13 protein-coding genes are annotated in these 16,291 nt (G+C 70.5%); 12 read left to right on the top strand and 1 reads right to left on the bottom strand.

All coding sequences use genetic code 11. The annotated features are described in order from the left end of the window. Positions 1 to 9 precede the first annotated feature (9 nt). The 9 genes from AC1HFW_RS20445 (at position 10) to AC1HFW_RS20485 (ending at position 12,144) form a co-directional block, all read left to right on the top strand. Complete coding sequence (locus AC1HFW_RS20445; protein WP_061072795.1) at positions 10 to 981, top strand: tripartite tricarboxylate transporter substrate binding protein; 972 nt, start codon at positions 10 to 12, stop codon at positions 979 to 981. 38 nt (positions 982 to 1,019) lie between these two features. After that, on the top strand, positions 1,020 to 3,161 hold the full coding sequence (locus AC1HFW_RS20450; protein ID WP_479285075.1) for an acetate--CoA ligase family protein: 2,142 nt from the start codon (positions 1,020 to 1,022) through the stop codon (positions 3,159 to 3,161). A gap of 33 nt (positions 3,162 to 3,194) precedes the next feature. After that, a complete protein-coding gene (locus AC1HFW_RS20455; protein ID WP_479285076.1) occupies positions 3,195 to 3,956 on the top strand; it encodes an SDR family NAD(P)-dependent oxidoreductase in 762 nt (253 codons plus the stop codon). Between the two features lie 28 nt (positions 3,957 to 3,984). Beyond that, entirely contained in the window at positions 3,985 to 5,211 is a 1,227-nt protein-coding gene (locus AC1HFW_RS20460) for an acyl-CoA dehydrogenase family protein (protein WP_479285077.1), read from the top strand. Further along, positions 5,208 to 6,272 carry a phosphotransferase family protein gene (locus AC1HFW_RS20465; RefSeq protein ID WP_479285078.1) on the top strand — a complete coding sequence of 355 codons (1,065 nt, stop codon included), beginning with the start codon at positions 5,208 to 5,210 and terminating at the stop codon, positions 6,270 to 6,272. Before AC1HFW_RS20460 ends, AC1HFW_RS20465 begins: the two co-directional genes overlap by 4 nt. Positions 6,273 to 6,281: 9 nt before the next feature. Further along, on the top strand, positions 6,282 to 7,934 hold the full coding sequence (locus AC1HFW_RS20470; protein WP_479285079.1) for an acyl-CoA synthetase: 1,653 nt from the start codon (positions 6,282 to 6,284) through the stop codon (positions 7,932 to 7,934). 192 nt (positions 7,935 to 8,126) lie between these two features. Beyond that, positions 8,127 to 8,672, top strand: coding sequence for an RNA polymerase sigma factor (locus AC1HFW_RS20475; protein WP_479285080.1), 546 nt, complete (start codon positions 8,127 to 8,129; stop codon positions 8,670 to 8,672). Beyond that, complete coding sequence (locus AC1HFW_RS20480) at positions 8,669 to 9,601, top strand: FecR family protein (protein WP_479285081.1); 933 nt, start codon at positions 8,669 to 8,671, stop codon at positions 9,599 to 9,601. The genes AC1HFW_RS20475 and AC1HFW_RS20480 overlap by 4 nt, the downstream gene beginning before the upstream one ends. Before the next feature lie 113 nt (positions 9,602 to 9,714). Then, complete coding sequence (locus AC1HFW_RS20485; RefSeq protein WP_225856518.1) at positions 9,715 to 12,144, top strand: TonB-dependent siderophore receptor; 2,430 nt, start codon at positions 9,715 to 9,717, stop codon at positions 12,142 to 12,144. A gap of 67 nt (positions 12,145 to 12,211) precedes the next feature. Here AC1HFW_RS20485 and AC1HFW_RS20490 read toward each other — a convergent pair whose 3' ends face one another. Then, positions 12,212 to 12,976 carry a sulfite exporter TauE/SafE family protein gene (locus AC1HFW_RS20490; RefSeq protein WP_061074444.1) on the bottom strand — a complete coding sequence of 255 codons (765 nt, stop codon included), beginning with the start codon at positions 12,974 to 12,976 and terminating at the stop codon, positions 12,212 to 12,214. Between the two features lie 115 nt (positions 12,977 to 13,091). Between AC1HFW_RS20490 and AC1HFW_RS20495 the strand changes: the two genes are divergently transcribed. The 3 genes from AC1HFW_RS20495 (at position 13,092) to AC1HFW_RS20505 (ending at position 16,272) form a co-directional block, all read left to right on the top strand. Continuing rightward, positions 13,092 to 14,423, top strand: coding sequence for an aminotransferase-like domain-containing protein (locus tag AC1HFW_RS20495; protein WP_479285082.1), 1,332 nt, complete (start codon positions 13,092 to 13,094; stop codon positions 14,421 to 14,423). 229 nt (positions 14,424 to 14,652) lie between these two features. Beyond that, positions 14,653 to 15,561 (top strand): hypothetical protein, encoded by a 909-nt coding sequence (locus AC1HFW_RS20500; RefSeq protein WP_479285083.1) that lies wholly within the window; start codon positions 14,653 to 14,655, stop codon positions 15,559 to 15,561. A 135-nt stretch (positions 15,562 to 15,696) separates the two neighbouring features. Next, entirely contained in the window at positions 15,697 to 16,272 is a 576-nt protein-coding gene (locus AC1HFW_RS20505; protein WP_479285084.1) for a cysteine hydrolase family protein, read from the top strand. The last annotated feature ends 19 nt before the right edge of the window (positions 16,273 to 16,291 follow it).

The following is a 16,291-nucleotide window of genomic DNA, read 5'->3' on the forward strand; positions in this document are numbered from 1 at the left end:
GAGACAATCATGCGCGCAATCGCAGCATGCCGCACGGCCCTGGCCGCGCTTTCCCTGGTGGCAGCCGCCGCCTCGGCCGCTCAGGACTGGCCAACCAAGCCCATCACCCTGGTGGTGCCGTACCCGCCGGGCGGCCCCACCGACATCGTGGCCCGCGTGGTCGCGCAGGGCCTGGGCGATGAACTGAAGCAGACCATCATCGTCGACAACCGTTCCGGCGCCGGCGGCAACATCGGCGCCGACATGGTGGCCAAGGCCGCGCCCGACGGCTACATGCTGCTGCTGGCGACCACGGCGCACGCCATCAACATGTCGCTGTTCAAGAACCTGAACTACGACACCCGCAAGAGCTTCGCGCCGGTGACGCTGCTGACCAGCGGTCCGCTGGTGATCGTGACGCGGCCGGACCTGCCCGCCAACAACGTGCGCGAGCTGATCGCGCTGGCCAAGTCCACGCCGGGCAAGCTGACCTTCGCCTCGTCGGGCAACGGCCAGTCCACCCACCTGGCGGCGGAGCTGTTCGGCGCCATGGCCGGCGTGCGCATGGTGCACGTGCCGTACCGCGGCAGCGCGCCGGCGCTGACCGACGTCATGGGCGGCCAGGCCGACATCATGTTCGACACCATGCTGTCGTCGATGCCCTACGTGAACGGTGGCAAGCTCAAGGCCCTGGCCGTGACCGGCGCGGCGCGTTCGCCGGCCGCGCCCAACGTGCCCACCGTGGCCGAAGCCGGCTTGCCCGGCTACGAGGCCACCGCCTGGAACGGCCTGCTGGCCCCGGCCGGCACGCCCGCGTCGGTGGTGGAGCGCCTGAACAGCGCCTTGCAGAAGGTGCTGGGCCGCGCCGACATCCAGCAGAAATTCGCCGCCCAGGGCTTCGCCCCGGCATGGAAGACGCCCGCCGACACGGCGCGCTTCCTCGATGTCGAGGTCGAGAAATGGGCCGGCGTGGTCAAGACTTCCGGCGCCACGGTCAACTGACCGCGCGCGCCCGCCTTCATCCTACCCAGGGGAGTTTCATGGCTTCTGTACCCACCGGCGACGCCAGCCTCGCGCGCCTGCTCGATCCGGCCTCGATCGCGATCGTCGGCGCCTCCGACAATCCGGACAAGATCGGCGGCCGGCCGATCCACTACATGCGGCGCCACGGCTATGCGGGCACGCTGTACCCGATCAACCCGCAACGCGCCGAGGTGCAGGGCGAGCGCGCCTGGCCCAGCCTGGCTGCGCTGCCGGCGGCGCCGGACCTGGCGATCGTGGCGGTGGCGGGCGAGCAGGCGGTGCGGGCGGTGGATGACTGCGCCGCCCTGGGCGTGGCGGCGGCCATCGTCATCTCGGCCGGCTTCTCGGAAACCGGCGAGGCCGGCCGCGCCCTGCAGGACGCGATGACGGCGCGCGCCCGCGCCGCCGGCATGCGCATCGTCGGCCCCAACTCGCAGGGCTTGGCCAACTTCGGCAACGGCGCCATCGCCAGCTTCTCCACCATGTTCCTGGAAGTGACGCCCGGCGACGGGCCGGTGGCGGTCATCAGCCAGAGCGGCGGCATGTGCGCCATGGTCTACGGCCTGCTGCGCCAGCGCGGCATCGGCGTGCGCCACGTGCACGCCACCGGCAACGAGGCCGACGTATCGGTGGCCGAGCTGGCCTGCGCCACGCTGCGCGATCCGGAAGTCGGCTGCGTGCTGCTGTACCTGGAATCGCTGCGCGAGGCCGCCCCCCTGGCCGAGGCGGCGGCGCTGGCGCGGACGCGCGGCGTGCCGCTGATCGTGGTGAAGTCGGGCCGCTCCGAGGCCGGCGCGCGCGCCGCCACCTCGCATACCGGCGCGCTGGCCAACGAGGACCGCGCGGTGGATGCCTTCTTCGAACACCACGGCATCCTGCGGGCGCGCGATCCGCAGGAACTGGTGCGTTACGCCGAACTGGCCCTGCGCAGCCCCTTGCCGCAAGGGCCGCGCGTGGTGGTGGTCAGCAACTCCGGCGCCAGCTGCGTGCTGGCCTCGGACGCGGCCGCCGAGCGCGGCCTGGAGATCGCGCCGCTGGCGCCCGCCACGCAGCAGGCGCTGGCCGACCGGCTGCCCGGCTACGCCACCACGCTGAACCCGGTGGACATCACCGCCGCGCTGCTGTCGAACAATGGCCTGTTCGGCCAGGTGCTGCCCGTGATCGGCGCCGACCCGGCGGCCGACATGTTCCTGCTGGACATTCCGGTGGCGGGGCGCGGCTACGACGTCGATTCGTTCGCGACGGATGCGGCCGGCTTCGCGCGGGCCGCGTCCAAGCCGGTGGCGGTGGTGGCCTGGCAGGACAACGTGGCCGCCACCTTCCGCGCGCACGGCCTGCCGGTGTACGCCGACGAGATCCAGGCGATGGATGCGCTGTCGGCGCTGTTGCGCCTGCGCCGCTTGCGTGAACGCGATGGCATGATCCTGGCGCCGCAAGCCGCGCTGGCGGCCGATCCGGCGCCGGATGCGGCGGGCGGCTTCCTGTCCGAGGCGGCCAGCCTTGCACTGCTGGCCGACAACGGGCTGGCGGTGATCGAGCACGCCGTCTGCCGCACGGCCGACGAGGCCGTGGCCGCCTGGCGCCGCATCGGCGCGCCAGTGGCGTTGAAGGCCTGCTCGGCGCAACTGCCGCACAAGTCCGAGCACGGACTGGTGGCGCTGGGGCTGAACGACGAGGCCGCGCTGCACACGGCGTTTGCCCATCAGGCCCAGACCTTGGGTAAGCTGGATGTGCGCGACGGCGCCTGGTTGGTGGCGCGGATGCGGCGCGGCCTGCACGAATGCGCGCTGGGCGCGCGGGTGGACCCGGTGCTGGGGCCGGTCGTGATGATCGGCAGCGGCGGCAAGTACGTCGAGGCGCTGCGCGACGTGGCGGTGCTGATGCCGCCGTTCGACGCCGCGCAGGTAATCGAGAAGCTGCGCGGCCTGCGCATCGGCACGCTGCTGCAGGGCGTGCGGGGCGATCCGCCGGCCGACGTCGAGGCGCTGGCGCGACAGGCCGTGGCGCTGGGCGATTACGCGCTGGCGGCGGGTCCGCGGCTGGCGTCGGTCGACATCAACCCGGTGATGGTCGGCGCCGTGGGGCAGGGCGCGGTGGCGGTGGACGCGCTGGTGGAACTTCATCCCGCCAGCCAGTCCGTGGCCCGCGAGGCGGCGTGATGCCGCCGGCATGCAAACAAAGGAGACGCACCGATGTTTGAAGACCTGAAATCCAAGACCGCGCTGGTCACCGGCGCCTACAGCGGCCTGGGCCGCCATTTCGCGCTGCGGCTGGCCGAGGCCGGCGCGCGCGTGGCGTTGTGCGGCCGCAGGACCGAATTGGGCGAGGCGCTGGCCCGCGAGATCCGCGCCGGCGGCGGCCAGGCCTGCGTCGCGGGCATGGACGTCACTCAACCGGATACCGTGCAGGCCGCGTTCGCACAGGCGGAGCAGGCGCTGGGCCCGGTGGACATCGTCGTCAACAACGCCGGCATCGCCATGACGCGCCCGGCGCTGGAGATCAGCGAGGACGAGTGGACCGGCCTGATCGACGTCAACCTGAACGGCGCATGGCGCGTGGCCCAATGCGCCGCGCGCCACTTCCACGGCCACGGCCGGCCCGGCGCCATCATCAACATCGCCTCGATCCTGGGCCAGCGCGTGGCCTCGCACGTGGCCGCCTACACCGCCGCCAAGGCCGGCCTGCTGCACCTGACCCGCGCGCTGGCGCTGGAATGGGCGCGCCACGGCATCCGCGTGAACGCGCTGGCGCCCGGCTACATCGGCACCGACCTGAACCGCGATTTCTTCGCCACGCCCGCCGGCGAGGCCCTGGTCAAGCGCATCCCGCAGCGCCGCCTGGGCCGCCCGCAGGACCTGGACGGCCCCTTGCTGCTGCTGGCCTCCGATGCCTCCGCCTACATGACGGGCGCCGTCATCGACGTGGACGGCGGCCACCTGGCCAGCTCGCTCTGAACCCGCATCCCCATCCGGAGACCCCGCCATGGATTTTTCGCTGCCCCCCGAACTGGAACACTACCGCCAGCGCGTGCGCGCCTTCGTCGACCGCGAACTGATTCCGCTGGAAGCCGACCGCGCCAACTACGACGCCCACGAGAACATCGATGAAACCCTGCTGGACCGCGTGCGCGCCAAGGCCCGCGAGGCCGGCCTGTGGGCCCTGCAGATGCCGCGCAAGCGCGGCGGCCAGGGCCTGCCGATGGTGGGTCTGGCCGCCTGCTACGAAGAGATGAACCGCTCCATCTTCGGCCCGGCCGCCTTCAACGCCGCCGCCCCCGACGACGGCAACATGCGCGTGCTGGCGCAGGTGGCGCGGACCGACCAGCAGGACCGCTGGCTGCAACCCATCATCGACGGCAAGGTGCGCTCGTCCTTCGTCATGACCGAACCCAATCCGGGCAGCGGCTCGGACCCGTCGATGATGCGCACCACCGCCACCCGCCAGGGCGACAAGTGGCTGATCCACGGCCGCAAGTGGTTCATCACCGGCGCCGGCGCGGCGCAGCATTTCATCCTGATCGCGCGCACCTCGGACGACGCCCGCAAGGGCCTGTCGGCCTTCCTGTTCGACGCCGACCAGCCCGGCTGGCGCATCGTGCGCCGCATTCCCATCATGGGGCCGGAAGAACACGGCGGCCACTGCGAACTGGAATTCGACGGCCTGGAGATCCCCGACGAGAACCGCCTGATGGAAGTGGGCGACGGCCTCAAGCTGACGCAGATCCGCCTGGGCCCGGCGCGCCTGACGCACTGCATGCGCTGGCTGGGCCTGGCGCGGCGCGCCATGGCGGTGGCGGTGGACTACGTCGGCGAACGCAGCAGCTTCGGCCAGAAGCTGGCCGACCGCGAGGGCGTGCAATGGCTGCTGGGCGACGCCGCCATGCAGATCGAGATCGGCCGCCTGCTCACCATGCGCGCCGCCGCGCGGTTGGACCAGGGCGACTTCGCGCGCAAGGAAATCTCCATGGCCAAGATCGTGGTGTCGGAGACGCTGCACAAGGTGGTCGACACCGCCTTGCAGCTGAACGGCGCGCGCGGCTATTCCAAGGACACGCCGCTGGAATGGATCTACCGCTACGCGCGCCAGGCGCGGCTGGTGGACGGCGCCTCCGAAGTGCACAAGATGGTGCTGGCGCGCTACCTGATGGACCAGGGCGACGCGTTCTGGCACTGGGACGATGCGGACGCCCCGCGCAAGGCGCTGGTATGAGCGCGCCCGATCACGCGCCGGACGCCGCCCCTGAATGGCTGCCCGCCCTGGCCGCCTACCTGGCGGCGCAAGGCCTGGGCAGCGCCGACGGCCTGCGCGCGCGGGCGCTGACGGGCGGCCAGTCCAACCCGACCTATCTGCTGCAAGACGCCAGCGGCGCGCGCGTGCTGCGCAAGCAGCCGCCCGGCACGCTGCTGCCGTCGGCCCACGCCGTCGACCGCGAATACCGCGTCATGGCCGCGCTGGCCGGCACCGCCGTGCCCGTGCCCGCCATGCTGCACTACTGCGCCGACCCCGCCATCATCGGCACGCCGTTCTACCTGATGAGCTACGCCCGCGGCCGCGTCTTCATGGACCCGGCGCTGCCGGGCCTGGCGCCCGACGAACGCGCCGCGCTGTATGCCGAGACCGGCCGCGTGCTGGCCGCGCTGCACGCCGTGGAGCCGGCCGCCGTCGGGCTGGCGGACTACGGCAAGGCCGGCGACTACTTCGCGCGGCAGGTGGCGCGCTGGACCCGCCAATACCGCGACACCGAGACCACATCGATCAGCGCCATGGACGCGCTGATCGACTGGCTGCCGCAACACCTGCCACACGACGACCAGACGCGTCTGGTGCATGGCGACTACCGCATCGACAACCTGGTGTTCGCGCCCGACGCGCCGCGCGCCATCGCGCTGCTGGACTGGGAGCTGTCGACGCTGGGCCATCCGCTGGCGGACCTGGCCTACCACTGCATGTGCTGGCGCATCCCGCCGGCCTTGTGGCGCGGCATCGCCGGCCTGGACCTGGCGGCGCTGGGCATTCCCGACGAAGCGGATTTCGTGCGCGCCTATTGCGAAGCGCGCGGCATCGCGCCGCCGCCGAACTGGGACTTCTACCTGGCCTACAGCTTCTTTCGCATCGCCGCCATCCTGCAAGGCGTGTACGCCCGCGCCCGCGCCGGCAACGCCGCCGCCACGGATGCGATGGAGATGGGCGCGCGCGTCGAACCGCTGGCCGCGCTGGGCTGGCAGGCCGCGCAACGCGAGTCCGCAAGGCTGGCCGCCGCCGAACGCTAGGAGCGCATCATGACCGCATCGCCATCTCCGTCCGCAGCCGCGCTGCCGCGCAACGCCGCCAACCACCGCCCGCTGACCCCACTGGGCTTCCTGGAATGGGCCGCCGCCGTCTACCCCGAACGCGCGGCCCTGCTGCACGGTGACCGCAGCCAGAACTGGCGCGCCACCTACGAACGCTGCCGCCGCATGGCCGCGGCGCTGGCCGCCTGGGACGTGCGCCGCGGCGACGTGGTGGCGGTGCTCGCGCCCAACACGCCGGCCCTGTACGAAGCGCACTTCGGCGTGCCAATGGCCGGCGCGGTGCTGAACGCGCTCAACACCCGCCTGGACGCGCGCACGCTGGCGTTCATCCTGGAACACGGCGGCGCCACCGTGCTGCTCTACGACAGCGAATACGCCGCCCTGGTGCGCGAGGTGCTGGGCCACCTGCGCGCGCCGCCGCGCACCGTGCGCATCGAAGACAGCGAATACGCCGGCCCGCACGGCGACCTGGGCGACGCGGAATACGAAGCCTGGCTCGCCGCGCAACCCGCCGACGCTCCCTGGCAAGGGCCGCAAGACGAATGGGACAACCTCTGCCTGAACTACACCTCGGGCACCACCGGCAACCCCAAGGGCGTGCTCTACCACCATCGCGGCGCCTACCTCAACGCCACCGGCAACGTCCTGGCCTGCGGCATGCCGCCGCACGCGGTCTACCTGTGGACGCTGCCCATGTTCCACTGCAACGGCTGGTGCTTCCCGTGGACCATGGCGGCGCTGGCCGGCACCAACGTCTGCCTGCGGCGCGTGGAACCGGCCGCCATCTTCGCGGCCATCCGCCGCCACCAGGTCGGCTTCTTCTGCGCCGCGCCGGTGGTGCTGAACATGCTGGTCAACGCCCCCGCCGACGTCCGCCACCGCGCCACGCACCGCGTGCAGGCCATGACCGGCGGCGCCGCGCCACCGGCCGCCATCATCGAAGCGATGGAGCAGCTGGGCGTGGGCGTCACGCACCTGTACGGCCTGACCGAGACCTACGGCCCGTCGATCAGCTGCGCCTGGCATGAGGAATGGGACGATCTGCCGCTGGCCGAGCGCGCCGCGCTCAAGGCCCGCATCGGCGTGCGCAAGCTCAACGTCGAAGCGGTGCGGGTGATGGACGCCGACCTGCGCCCCGTGCCGCCCGACGGCGCCACGCTGGGCGAGATCATGCTGCGCGGCAATACGCTGATGAAAGGCTACCTGCACAACCCCGACGCCACCGCCGAAGCCTTCGCCGGCGGCTGGTTCCATTCCGGCGACCTGGCGGTGGTGCATCCCGACGGCTACATCGAGATCAAGGACCGCGCCAAGGACATCATCATCTCGGGCGGCGAGAACATCTCGACCGTGGAAATCGAGAGTGTGCTGTACCGCCACCCCGACGTGCTGGAGGCCGCCGTGGTGGCGCGTCCGGACGCGGTGTGGGGCGAAACGCCCTGCGCCTTCGTCACGCTGAAAGAGGGCGCGGCGTGCGACGCCGATGACCTGATCGCCTACTGCCGCGAACACCTGGCGCGCTTCAAGGCGCCGCGCACCGTGGTGTTCGGCGCCTTGCCCAAGACGTCCACCGGCAAGATCCAGAAGTTCGTGCTGCGCGAGCAGGCGGCGGCGTTGGCGGACGGGGACGCGCCGGGTTGAAGGACCGGGGCGGGACGAGCACCCGGCCCACTGATCGCGAGCTGCCGTTTCCATGCCTTGACCCGCCCCCGCGCATGGCATGCCGTGCCGCCCGGCATTGTTGATACAATACGAATCATTATCATTCTATCGACGCCAGGATATCGCGCCGGGTCCGCTGGCCGCGCGACGGACATCGGACTTAGGGGCACCATGGGGGAGCGGTTCTTCGGCGCGATCGCCGAGGCATACAAAGCGTGGAACGCGGAGCTGGTCGGTTTCCTGAACCGCCAGCTCAAGCGCTCGCCCGACGCCGCCCAGGATCTGGCGCAGGAAACCTTCGCGCGCTGGCTGGCCGCCAGCCGCGGCGCCGAGCCGCCCGAAAAGCCGCGCGCCTACCTCTACGAAATCGCCCGCAACCTGCTGCGCGACCACTGGCGCCGCGAAGCCGTGCGCGACGAGCACATGGTGGCCAGCCTGGACGACCAGGGCTACACGCCGCCGCCGGGCAGTCTCGCCACCGAGGCCAGCTGGCAGCCCGAGGCGCGCGCCGACGCCAACCAGCGCCTGCGCCTGCTGCAAACCGCCATCGACGAAATGCCGCCGCGCCAACGCGAGGCGTTCCTGCTTTATCGGTATGATGAGCTGCGTTGCGAGGACATCGCCGCACGCATGGGCATCTCCGTGCGCGCCGTCGAAAAGCACCTGCAACTGGCCCTGGCGCATTGCAAGCGCCGCGTCCACGGCGAAACCCCATGACCCCGTCCCGTTCCTTATCCGCTGTCGAAGAGGCCGCGAGCGCATGGTTCATGCGCCGCCGGGAACGCGCGTCCGATGCCGGCGCCGAACAGGCCTTCCAGGCCTGGCTCGCGCAATCGCCGCTGCACCGGCAGGAATACGACAAGCTGGCGCGGGTATGGGATGACCTGGCCGCCCTACCGCGTCCGCGTCCGGCGACCACGCGCCAGCCCCGGCCCGCCTTCCTGCGCTGGGGCGGCGCGCTGGCCGCGCTGCTCCTGGTGACGGGCGCGGCCTACCAATACCTGCCACTCAACTACGAGTCGGTCGCCAACGCCTCCACCCAGACCCGCACCCTCGAACTGGCCGATGGCACCCGCCTGCACGCCAACGTCGGCACCCGGGTCAGCGTGCGCTACACCTTGGCCGAACGCCGCATCGACATCGACAGCGGCGAGGTCTACATCGACGCCGCGCCCGACCGCCGGCCGCTGGTGGTATCCGCCGGCAGCGCGCGACTGCGCGACATCGGCACCGAATTCAACGTGCTGCTGCTGCCCGACCTGCTGCAGGTCGGCGTGCGCAGCGGCCAGGTCATGCTGGACGCCGACGGCGCCGGCCCGCAGACGCTGCATGCCGGCGACAGCGTGCTGCTGGCGCGCGCCGACGCGCGGCTGGTGGCGCGCACCCAGGTGCCGCCCGGCGAGGTCGGCGCCTGGCAGGACGGCGTAGCGGTGGTGCACGACGCCACCCTGCAACAATTGGCCGGCTACCTGGCCCTGTACCGCGACGCGCCGCTGCGCTTCGCCGACGACCGCGCCCGCCGCCTGCGCCTGTCCGGCACGCTCGACCTGCGCCACCCCGAAGCCTTCCTGGACGCGCTGCCCGGCCTGCTGCCGGTCACGCTGACCCGCCGGCCCGATGGCACGGCGGTGATCGCCAGCCGCTGACCGGCGGATCGACTGACCGACCCAAGCGAAAATATTTTCATTCCGCAGGTACGGGTTATGGCAGCTGGCGCGTCTTCCCCCGTGTAGATCCACTTCCACACTGGGGAAAGACCATGGCGCAACGCCATTTCCGTCGCCGGCACAGTGCCGGCCGTTACGCGCTGCTGTGCGCGCTGTCGATGAGCGCCGCGCTGGCGGCTCAGGCCCTGGCGCCGTCCGTGGCGCATGCGCAGGGCCGCGCCGCCACTCAGGCCTTCGACCTGCCCGCCGGCCAACTGGCCGACGCGCTGGTGGCGCTGGGCCGCCAGGCGCAGGTGCAGGTACTGTTCAGCCCCGACACGGTCGCGGGCAAGCAGGCGCCGGCCGTGTCGGGCACCATGACCGCCCAGGCCGCGCTCGACCGCCTGCTGGCGCGCAGCGGCCTGGTGGCCGTGCCCAGCGGCAGCGGCTTCATGGTGCGCTCGCCCGCCGGCGCGTCCGCCAGCGACGCCACCACGCTCGCGCCTGTCACGGTCACCGGCCGCGACCTCGCCACCACCGAAGGCACTGGTTCCTACACCCCCGCTGCCGTCACGCTCGGCAAGAACGCGCAAAGCCTGCGCCAGATTCCACAATCGGTCTCGGTGGTGACGCGCCAGCTGCTCGATGACCAGAACCTGGTGAACCTGGACGACGCCATGCGCACCGTCACCGGCATCACCGTGGAAGCCGGCAGCATCGGCGGCAACCACGGCAACTTCTACTCGCGCGGCTACGCGCTCGACACCATCCAGGTCGATGGCGTGAACACGCCGGCCAGCACCGGCAACGACCTGACCGCCGGCTTCGGCCTGGCCATCTACGACCGCATCGAGGTGCTGCGCGGCCCGTCCGGCCTGTACCAGGGCGCGGGCGATCCCGGCGGCACCGTCAACCTGGTGCGCAAGCGCGCGCAAAAGGAATTCGGTTTCAGCGGCCAGGTCATGACCGGCTCGTGGGACCGCTACTACACCGAGGCCGACCTGACCGGCCCGCTCGACAGCGACGGCCGCCTGCGCGGCCGCATCGTGGCCTCCTATGACGACCGCGGCTCGTTCGTCGACGGCGTCTACACCCGCAAGCCGCTGTTCTACGGCACCCTGAGCTTCGACCTCACGCCCGACACCACGCTGACCGCCGGCGCCACCTACCAGCAATACAAGGGCCGTCCCTTCTTCGGCCTGCCTGGCTACACCGACGGGCGCCTGCTGGACGTGCGCCGCTCCACCAACCTGGATCCCAGCTGGAACCACATCACCGAAGAGATCACCGAGTACTTCGCCGACGTCGACCACCGCCTGTCCAACGGCGGCCGCATCAAGGTCAGCGGCGTATACCGCGAACAGGACGAGCCCAGCCGCCAGTTCGGCTGGTCGGACTGCGCCGTCGACCCGGTCACGGGCGATACCTGCCTGGTCACCTGGAAATACCGCAGCCACTGGAAGACCTACGGCCTGGACGCCTTCGTCGCCACGCCGTTCCAGGCCTTCGGCCGCGAACACGAGCTGACCGTCGGCGCCGACTACCGCAACATCCACAAGAACTTCCGCTACGGCGGCGGCGACAACGCCGACATCAACCTGTTCCACCCCGACAACAACGTCCCCAAGCCGGACTACGAATACACCAACGGCAACGACAGCAAGACCGACCAGTACGGCCTGTACGCGCGCGCCAACCTGCGCATCACCGACGCCGCCACCTTCATCGCCGGCAGCCGCCTGACCTGGTGGGAAAACCGCACGCAGAACCGCAACGCCTACTTCAACCAGTTCACCAACACCAAGAGCAACATCAACGGCAAGTTCACGCCGTACCTGGGTCTGGTGGTGGACCTGAACGAGCAGTTGTCGGCCTACGCCAGCTACACCAGCATCTTCACGCCGCAGACCACCACCGACGCCAATGGCCAGTTGCTCGACCCGCGCACCGGCAAGCAGGTCGAGATCGGCCTGAAGGGCGAATTCCTGGATAAGCGCCTGAATGGCCACGTCGCGCTGTTCCGCATGGAAGACCAGAACCGCGCCATGACGGATCCCGACAACCCGTTGTTCTCGATGGCGGCGGGCAAGATGCGCAACCAGGGCTTCGAGGCCGAGATCAGCGGCAGCCCCGCGCCCGGCTGGGACATCACCGCGGGCTACGCCTACACCACCACCAAGACCCTGAAGGGCACGGAAGACCAGAAGGCGCAGCAATACGTCTTCATCACGCCGCGCCACACCTTCAACCTGTGGACCAAGTACAGCTTCGCCACCGGTACTCTGGAAGGGCTGTCGCTGGGCGCGGGCCTGCGCAGCGTCAGCAGCATGTACCGCCTGAACGGTCCGGTGAAGTTCGAACAGCGCCCGTACACCACTGTATCGGCGCAGGCCGGCTACCGCTTCAACAAGCACCTGGAAGCGACCCTGACGGTGAACAACCTGTTCGACAAGGTCTACTACCAGCGCGTGTGGGCGGCGTATGGCTCGAACTACTACGGCGAACCGCGCAGCGTGATGTTGAACCTGAAGGCGACGTACTGAGGCGGGGAGGGCGCCAAAGGCGACAAGCGCCGCCGGCGCGACCTCGCCCGGCGCGCGCCGGGGCAGCTCAACCCGCCCCGGCGTACCCCGCCAGCCCGTCCCACAACAGCTTCACCGCCGTCACCACCAGCAGCCCGTAGCACAGCCGGTACATCTGCGCCTGGTTCAGGCGGTGGTGCAGCCGCCATCCCGCCCAGACCCCGACGAACGCCGCCGGCAGGCTCATCGCCACCAGGCTCCAGTAGCCGCGCGAGAGATCCGCCACCGCCAGCCACGGCCCCGCCTTCAGCAGATTGCCGAGGGTGAAGAACAGGCTGGTGGTGCCGCCGTAGACCTCCTTGGACAGCCCCAGCGGCAGCAGGTACATGGCCAGCGGCGGCCCGCCCGAATGCGCCACCATCGTCGTGATGCCGGAGGCGCCGCCCGCCAGCAGCGCCTTGCCGCTCGAACGCGGCTTCACCGTCACCGACGCGCCGCCGCGCCACCACAGCCAGGCGAACAGCAGCGTCGTCACGGCCATCAGCACCTCGACGAAATGGCGGTCCACCCGCCGCAGCACCACATAACCGGCGGCCACGCCCACCAGCAGGCCCGGCACCAGCCACGCCAGGTCCGGCCGCGACCAAGTGCGCGGCTTCCAGTAACGCAACGCAAACAGGTCCATCGCCACGAACACCGGCGCCAGCACGCTGCCGGCGGTGATCGGGTCCATCACCAGCGCCATCAGCGGAATGCCGATGATGGCGAACCCGCCGCCGAAGGCCCCCTTCATGAAACCGATCACGCCAACGGCAAGCAGCGACATCGCAACAACGTAGAAATTCAGATCCATGGCCTGGAGCAGCAAGAACGGACATTGAAAAAACGCCAGCTCGCGGCGTTGTGTGACGCCATCCTAGGCCGGATAATCAGCGCATCAAAATAATCGTCCTGGATACGCTTGCGCCATGCCCACGCCCCGCTACAAACAGCTGGTGGACCAACTGGCGGCCGACATCCGCGAAGGCCGGCTGCGGCCCGGCACGCGCCTGCCGACGCACCGCGAACTGGCCGCGCGCGAAGGGCTGGCGCTGATGACCGCCACGCGCGTCTACGCCGAGTTGCAGGCCATGGGCCTGGTCAGCGGCGAGTCCGGCCGCGGCACCTTCGTCAAGGAAGCCTTGCCGCGCGGCCACGGCATCGACCTGCGCGCCTGGAACGACGACACCACCGAACTGACCTTCAATTCACCAACCCTGCCGGGCCAGGCCGAGCTGTACCGCACCGCCTTGCGGCGGCTGGCCGCAAAAGGCGACGCCGACGCCTTGCTGCGCTACCGGCCGCATGGCGGCAGCGACCCCGAGCGCGCCGCCGCGGCCGCGCACCTGGCCCATCGCGGCGTCACCGCCACGGCCGCCTCGACCCTGCTGGTCAGCGGCGCGCAGCATGGCCTGACCGTCGCCGCCATGGCGCTGTTCGAGCCCGGCGACGTGGTCGCCGTGGACGCGCTGACCTATCCCGGCTTCAGGCTGGCGGCGGAGTTCTCGCGACTGGAGCTGGCGCCCGTGCCCGCCACCGCGAACGGCATGGACCTGGACGCGCTGGCCGACCTGTGCCGGCGCCGCCGCGTGCGCGCGGCCTACACCATGCCGACGTTGCACAACCCGCTGGGCTGGGTCGCCGATCTGGCCTGGCGCCAGGCGCTGATCGACCTGGCGCGCCGCCATGACCTGATGCTGATCGAGGACGGCGCCTACGCCTTCCTGGCCGATGGCGCGCCGCCGCCGCTGGCGGCCTTGGCGCCCGACGCCACGCTATACGTATCGAGCCTGTCCAAGAGCGTAGCCACCGGCCTGCGCATCGGCTCGATCAGCGCGCCGCCCGCCTGGATTCCCAAGCTCGAACGCGCCATCCGCGCCACCACCTGGAACACGCCCGCCACCTTGACCGCGATCGTCCAGGGCTGGATCGAGGACGGCACCGTCCTGCGGCTGGAGACCGAGAAACGCCGCGACGCCACGCAACGCCAACGCATCGCCACGGAGATCCTCGGCCCGCTGCATCCGGTCGCCCATCCTTCGTCGTACTTCACCTGGTTGCCTCTGGCGTCGGAAGTGCGGGCCGACGCCATCGCAATGGCGCTGATGCGCGAACGCATCTCGGTCTCCACCGCCCATCCCTTTGCCGTCTCGCACGTGCCGCACGCGATCCGGCTGGCGCTCGGCTCGGTGGACCTGGACGCACTGCGGCGGTCGCTGCAGGCGGTGGCGCGGGTGGTCGCGGACCAGACGGACAGGTAGGGAAACCATACCCAACCGGCGATTGCAGTTCGACACAATTGGCAAATTGCTGTCCGGCGCGCGCCGGGCGCGCCCACTAAGATGGCGCCGCAAGAGGCGACATGCCGCCAGCGGGACCGCGGACGATGCCAGGCCAGCGCCTGGGCGACAACGGTTCCCTCCCGAGACAGACGAACACGTGGCTCTTTTACCGAAAGCCCACCACAAGATTGTCCAACCGATGACATCCATGCAGAAAGCCCGCTCCACGTCCCCCTCCCGCGGCCAATCGCTGCGCACGACCCTGGCCACGCTCCTGGTGTCCGCCCTGGCCGCCGCGTTCAGCCCGGCTACCCTAGCAGCCGAGCCCGCCGCCACCGCGCCGCGCCTGGACGCCGCCCAGGGCGCCGCCACCACCGTGACGCCGCCCGACGCGGCCACCGTGCTTTATTACATCTACCAGATCGACGGCAAGGGCGCCGACTCGTACGAAGTCGCCAACGGCAGCGTCGCCACCTACTGGTTCGGCCACGCCTTCGAGCTGGGCGGCACGCAGTACTTCACCGGCTTCGCCTGGGACACCCGCGAGAAATACGGCAAGCCCGGCGAGGACGAGGTCGGCCCGGAAACCCAGGTCAACCTGGCCGAGTCCACCTTCACCCTGACCGGCTCCACCGCCGAACGCCCCTGGAAATTCCGCGGCATGGAGCACACCATCGGCATGTTCGGCGCCTACGAACGGCCCGAGGCCATCGACACCCGCCGCAAGCCGGTCGAATACCGCACGCCCGCCGGCAAGCTGGTACTGGCGGTGCCCACGCAGGGCTTCGACAACGGCACCAGCTTCGAGGGCTACGCGCTGTTCGTCTTCAACATCGGCCCGCGCGATGAAATCAAGGAAAACGTCTGGAGCTACGTCGGCAGCATCATCACGGGCGACGACAACAGCGCCGCCTGCGCCGACGGCGACGTCATGCCGTGCGTGTCCAAGACCGGCAAGCTGGCCTTCGTCGCCCAGAGCGGCAGCGACATGCCGCGCCTGACCGTCACGCCCAGCGGCACCGAGATCTCGGGCCCGGGCAAGACGCGCCAGGTCGGCGCCGCCGACATGGCCACCTACGTCTACGACACGGCCAGCAAGAAGTACGCCGAGAAGTAGGGCGCCGCCGCGCGCCCGTCCGGCAGCGGCGGAGCCGATGGCAAACAGGCCTGGCAGTGGCGATCGCCGGCGGCAAACCGGCCCGCGCCAACGGCTACACTGGCGGGTCATGCAGTCCCCTTTCCGGAGCGGAACATGACCTCCCAGCCCCTGGCCATCACCGCGGCGCGCAGCGCCATGCTGGTCATGCACTACCAGACCGACATCATGGACCTGTTCCCGTCGGTCGCCCCCACGCTGCTCGCCAACACGCGGCGGCTGTGCGACGCCGCCCGGCAGGCCGGCGTCGCCGTCTACTTCGCCAAGATCCATTTCAGCCCGGGCTATCCGGAAGTCAGCCCGCGCAACAAGAACGGGCAGGGCATCCGACAGCTGGGCCGCTTCGTGCACGATCAGGTCTCGCCCGAGCTCGGCCGGCGCGACGACGAACCCATCATCCTCGCCCACCGCGCCAGCGTCTTCTTCGGCACCGACCTGCAACCACGGCTGTCGGCGCGCGGCATCGACACCCTCATCATGGCGGGCGTCGCGTCCACCGGCGTCATGCTGTCGTCCATCGCCCACGCCAGCGACGCCGACTACCGCCTCTTGACCGTCAAGGACTGCTGCTACGATCCCGACCCGATCGTGCACGAACACCTGTTCGCCACCGCCTTCGAATCGCGCACCACGGTGCTGTCGCTGGGCGACGCCCTGGCGCTGCTGACCTGACCCTCTCCGGACCCCGACC

The sequence above is a fragment of the Achromobacter sp. ISS7 genome, from assembly GCF_056523125.1.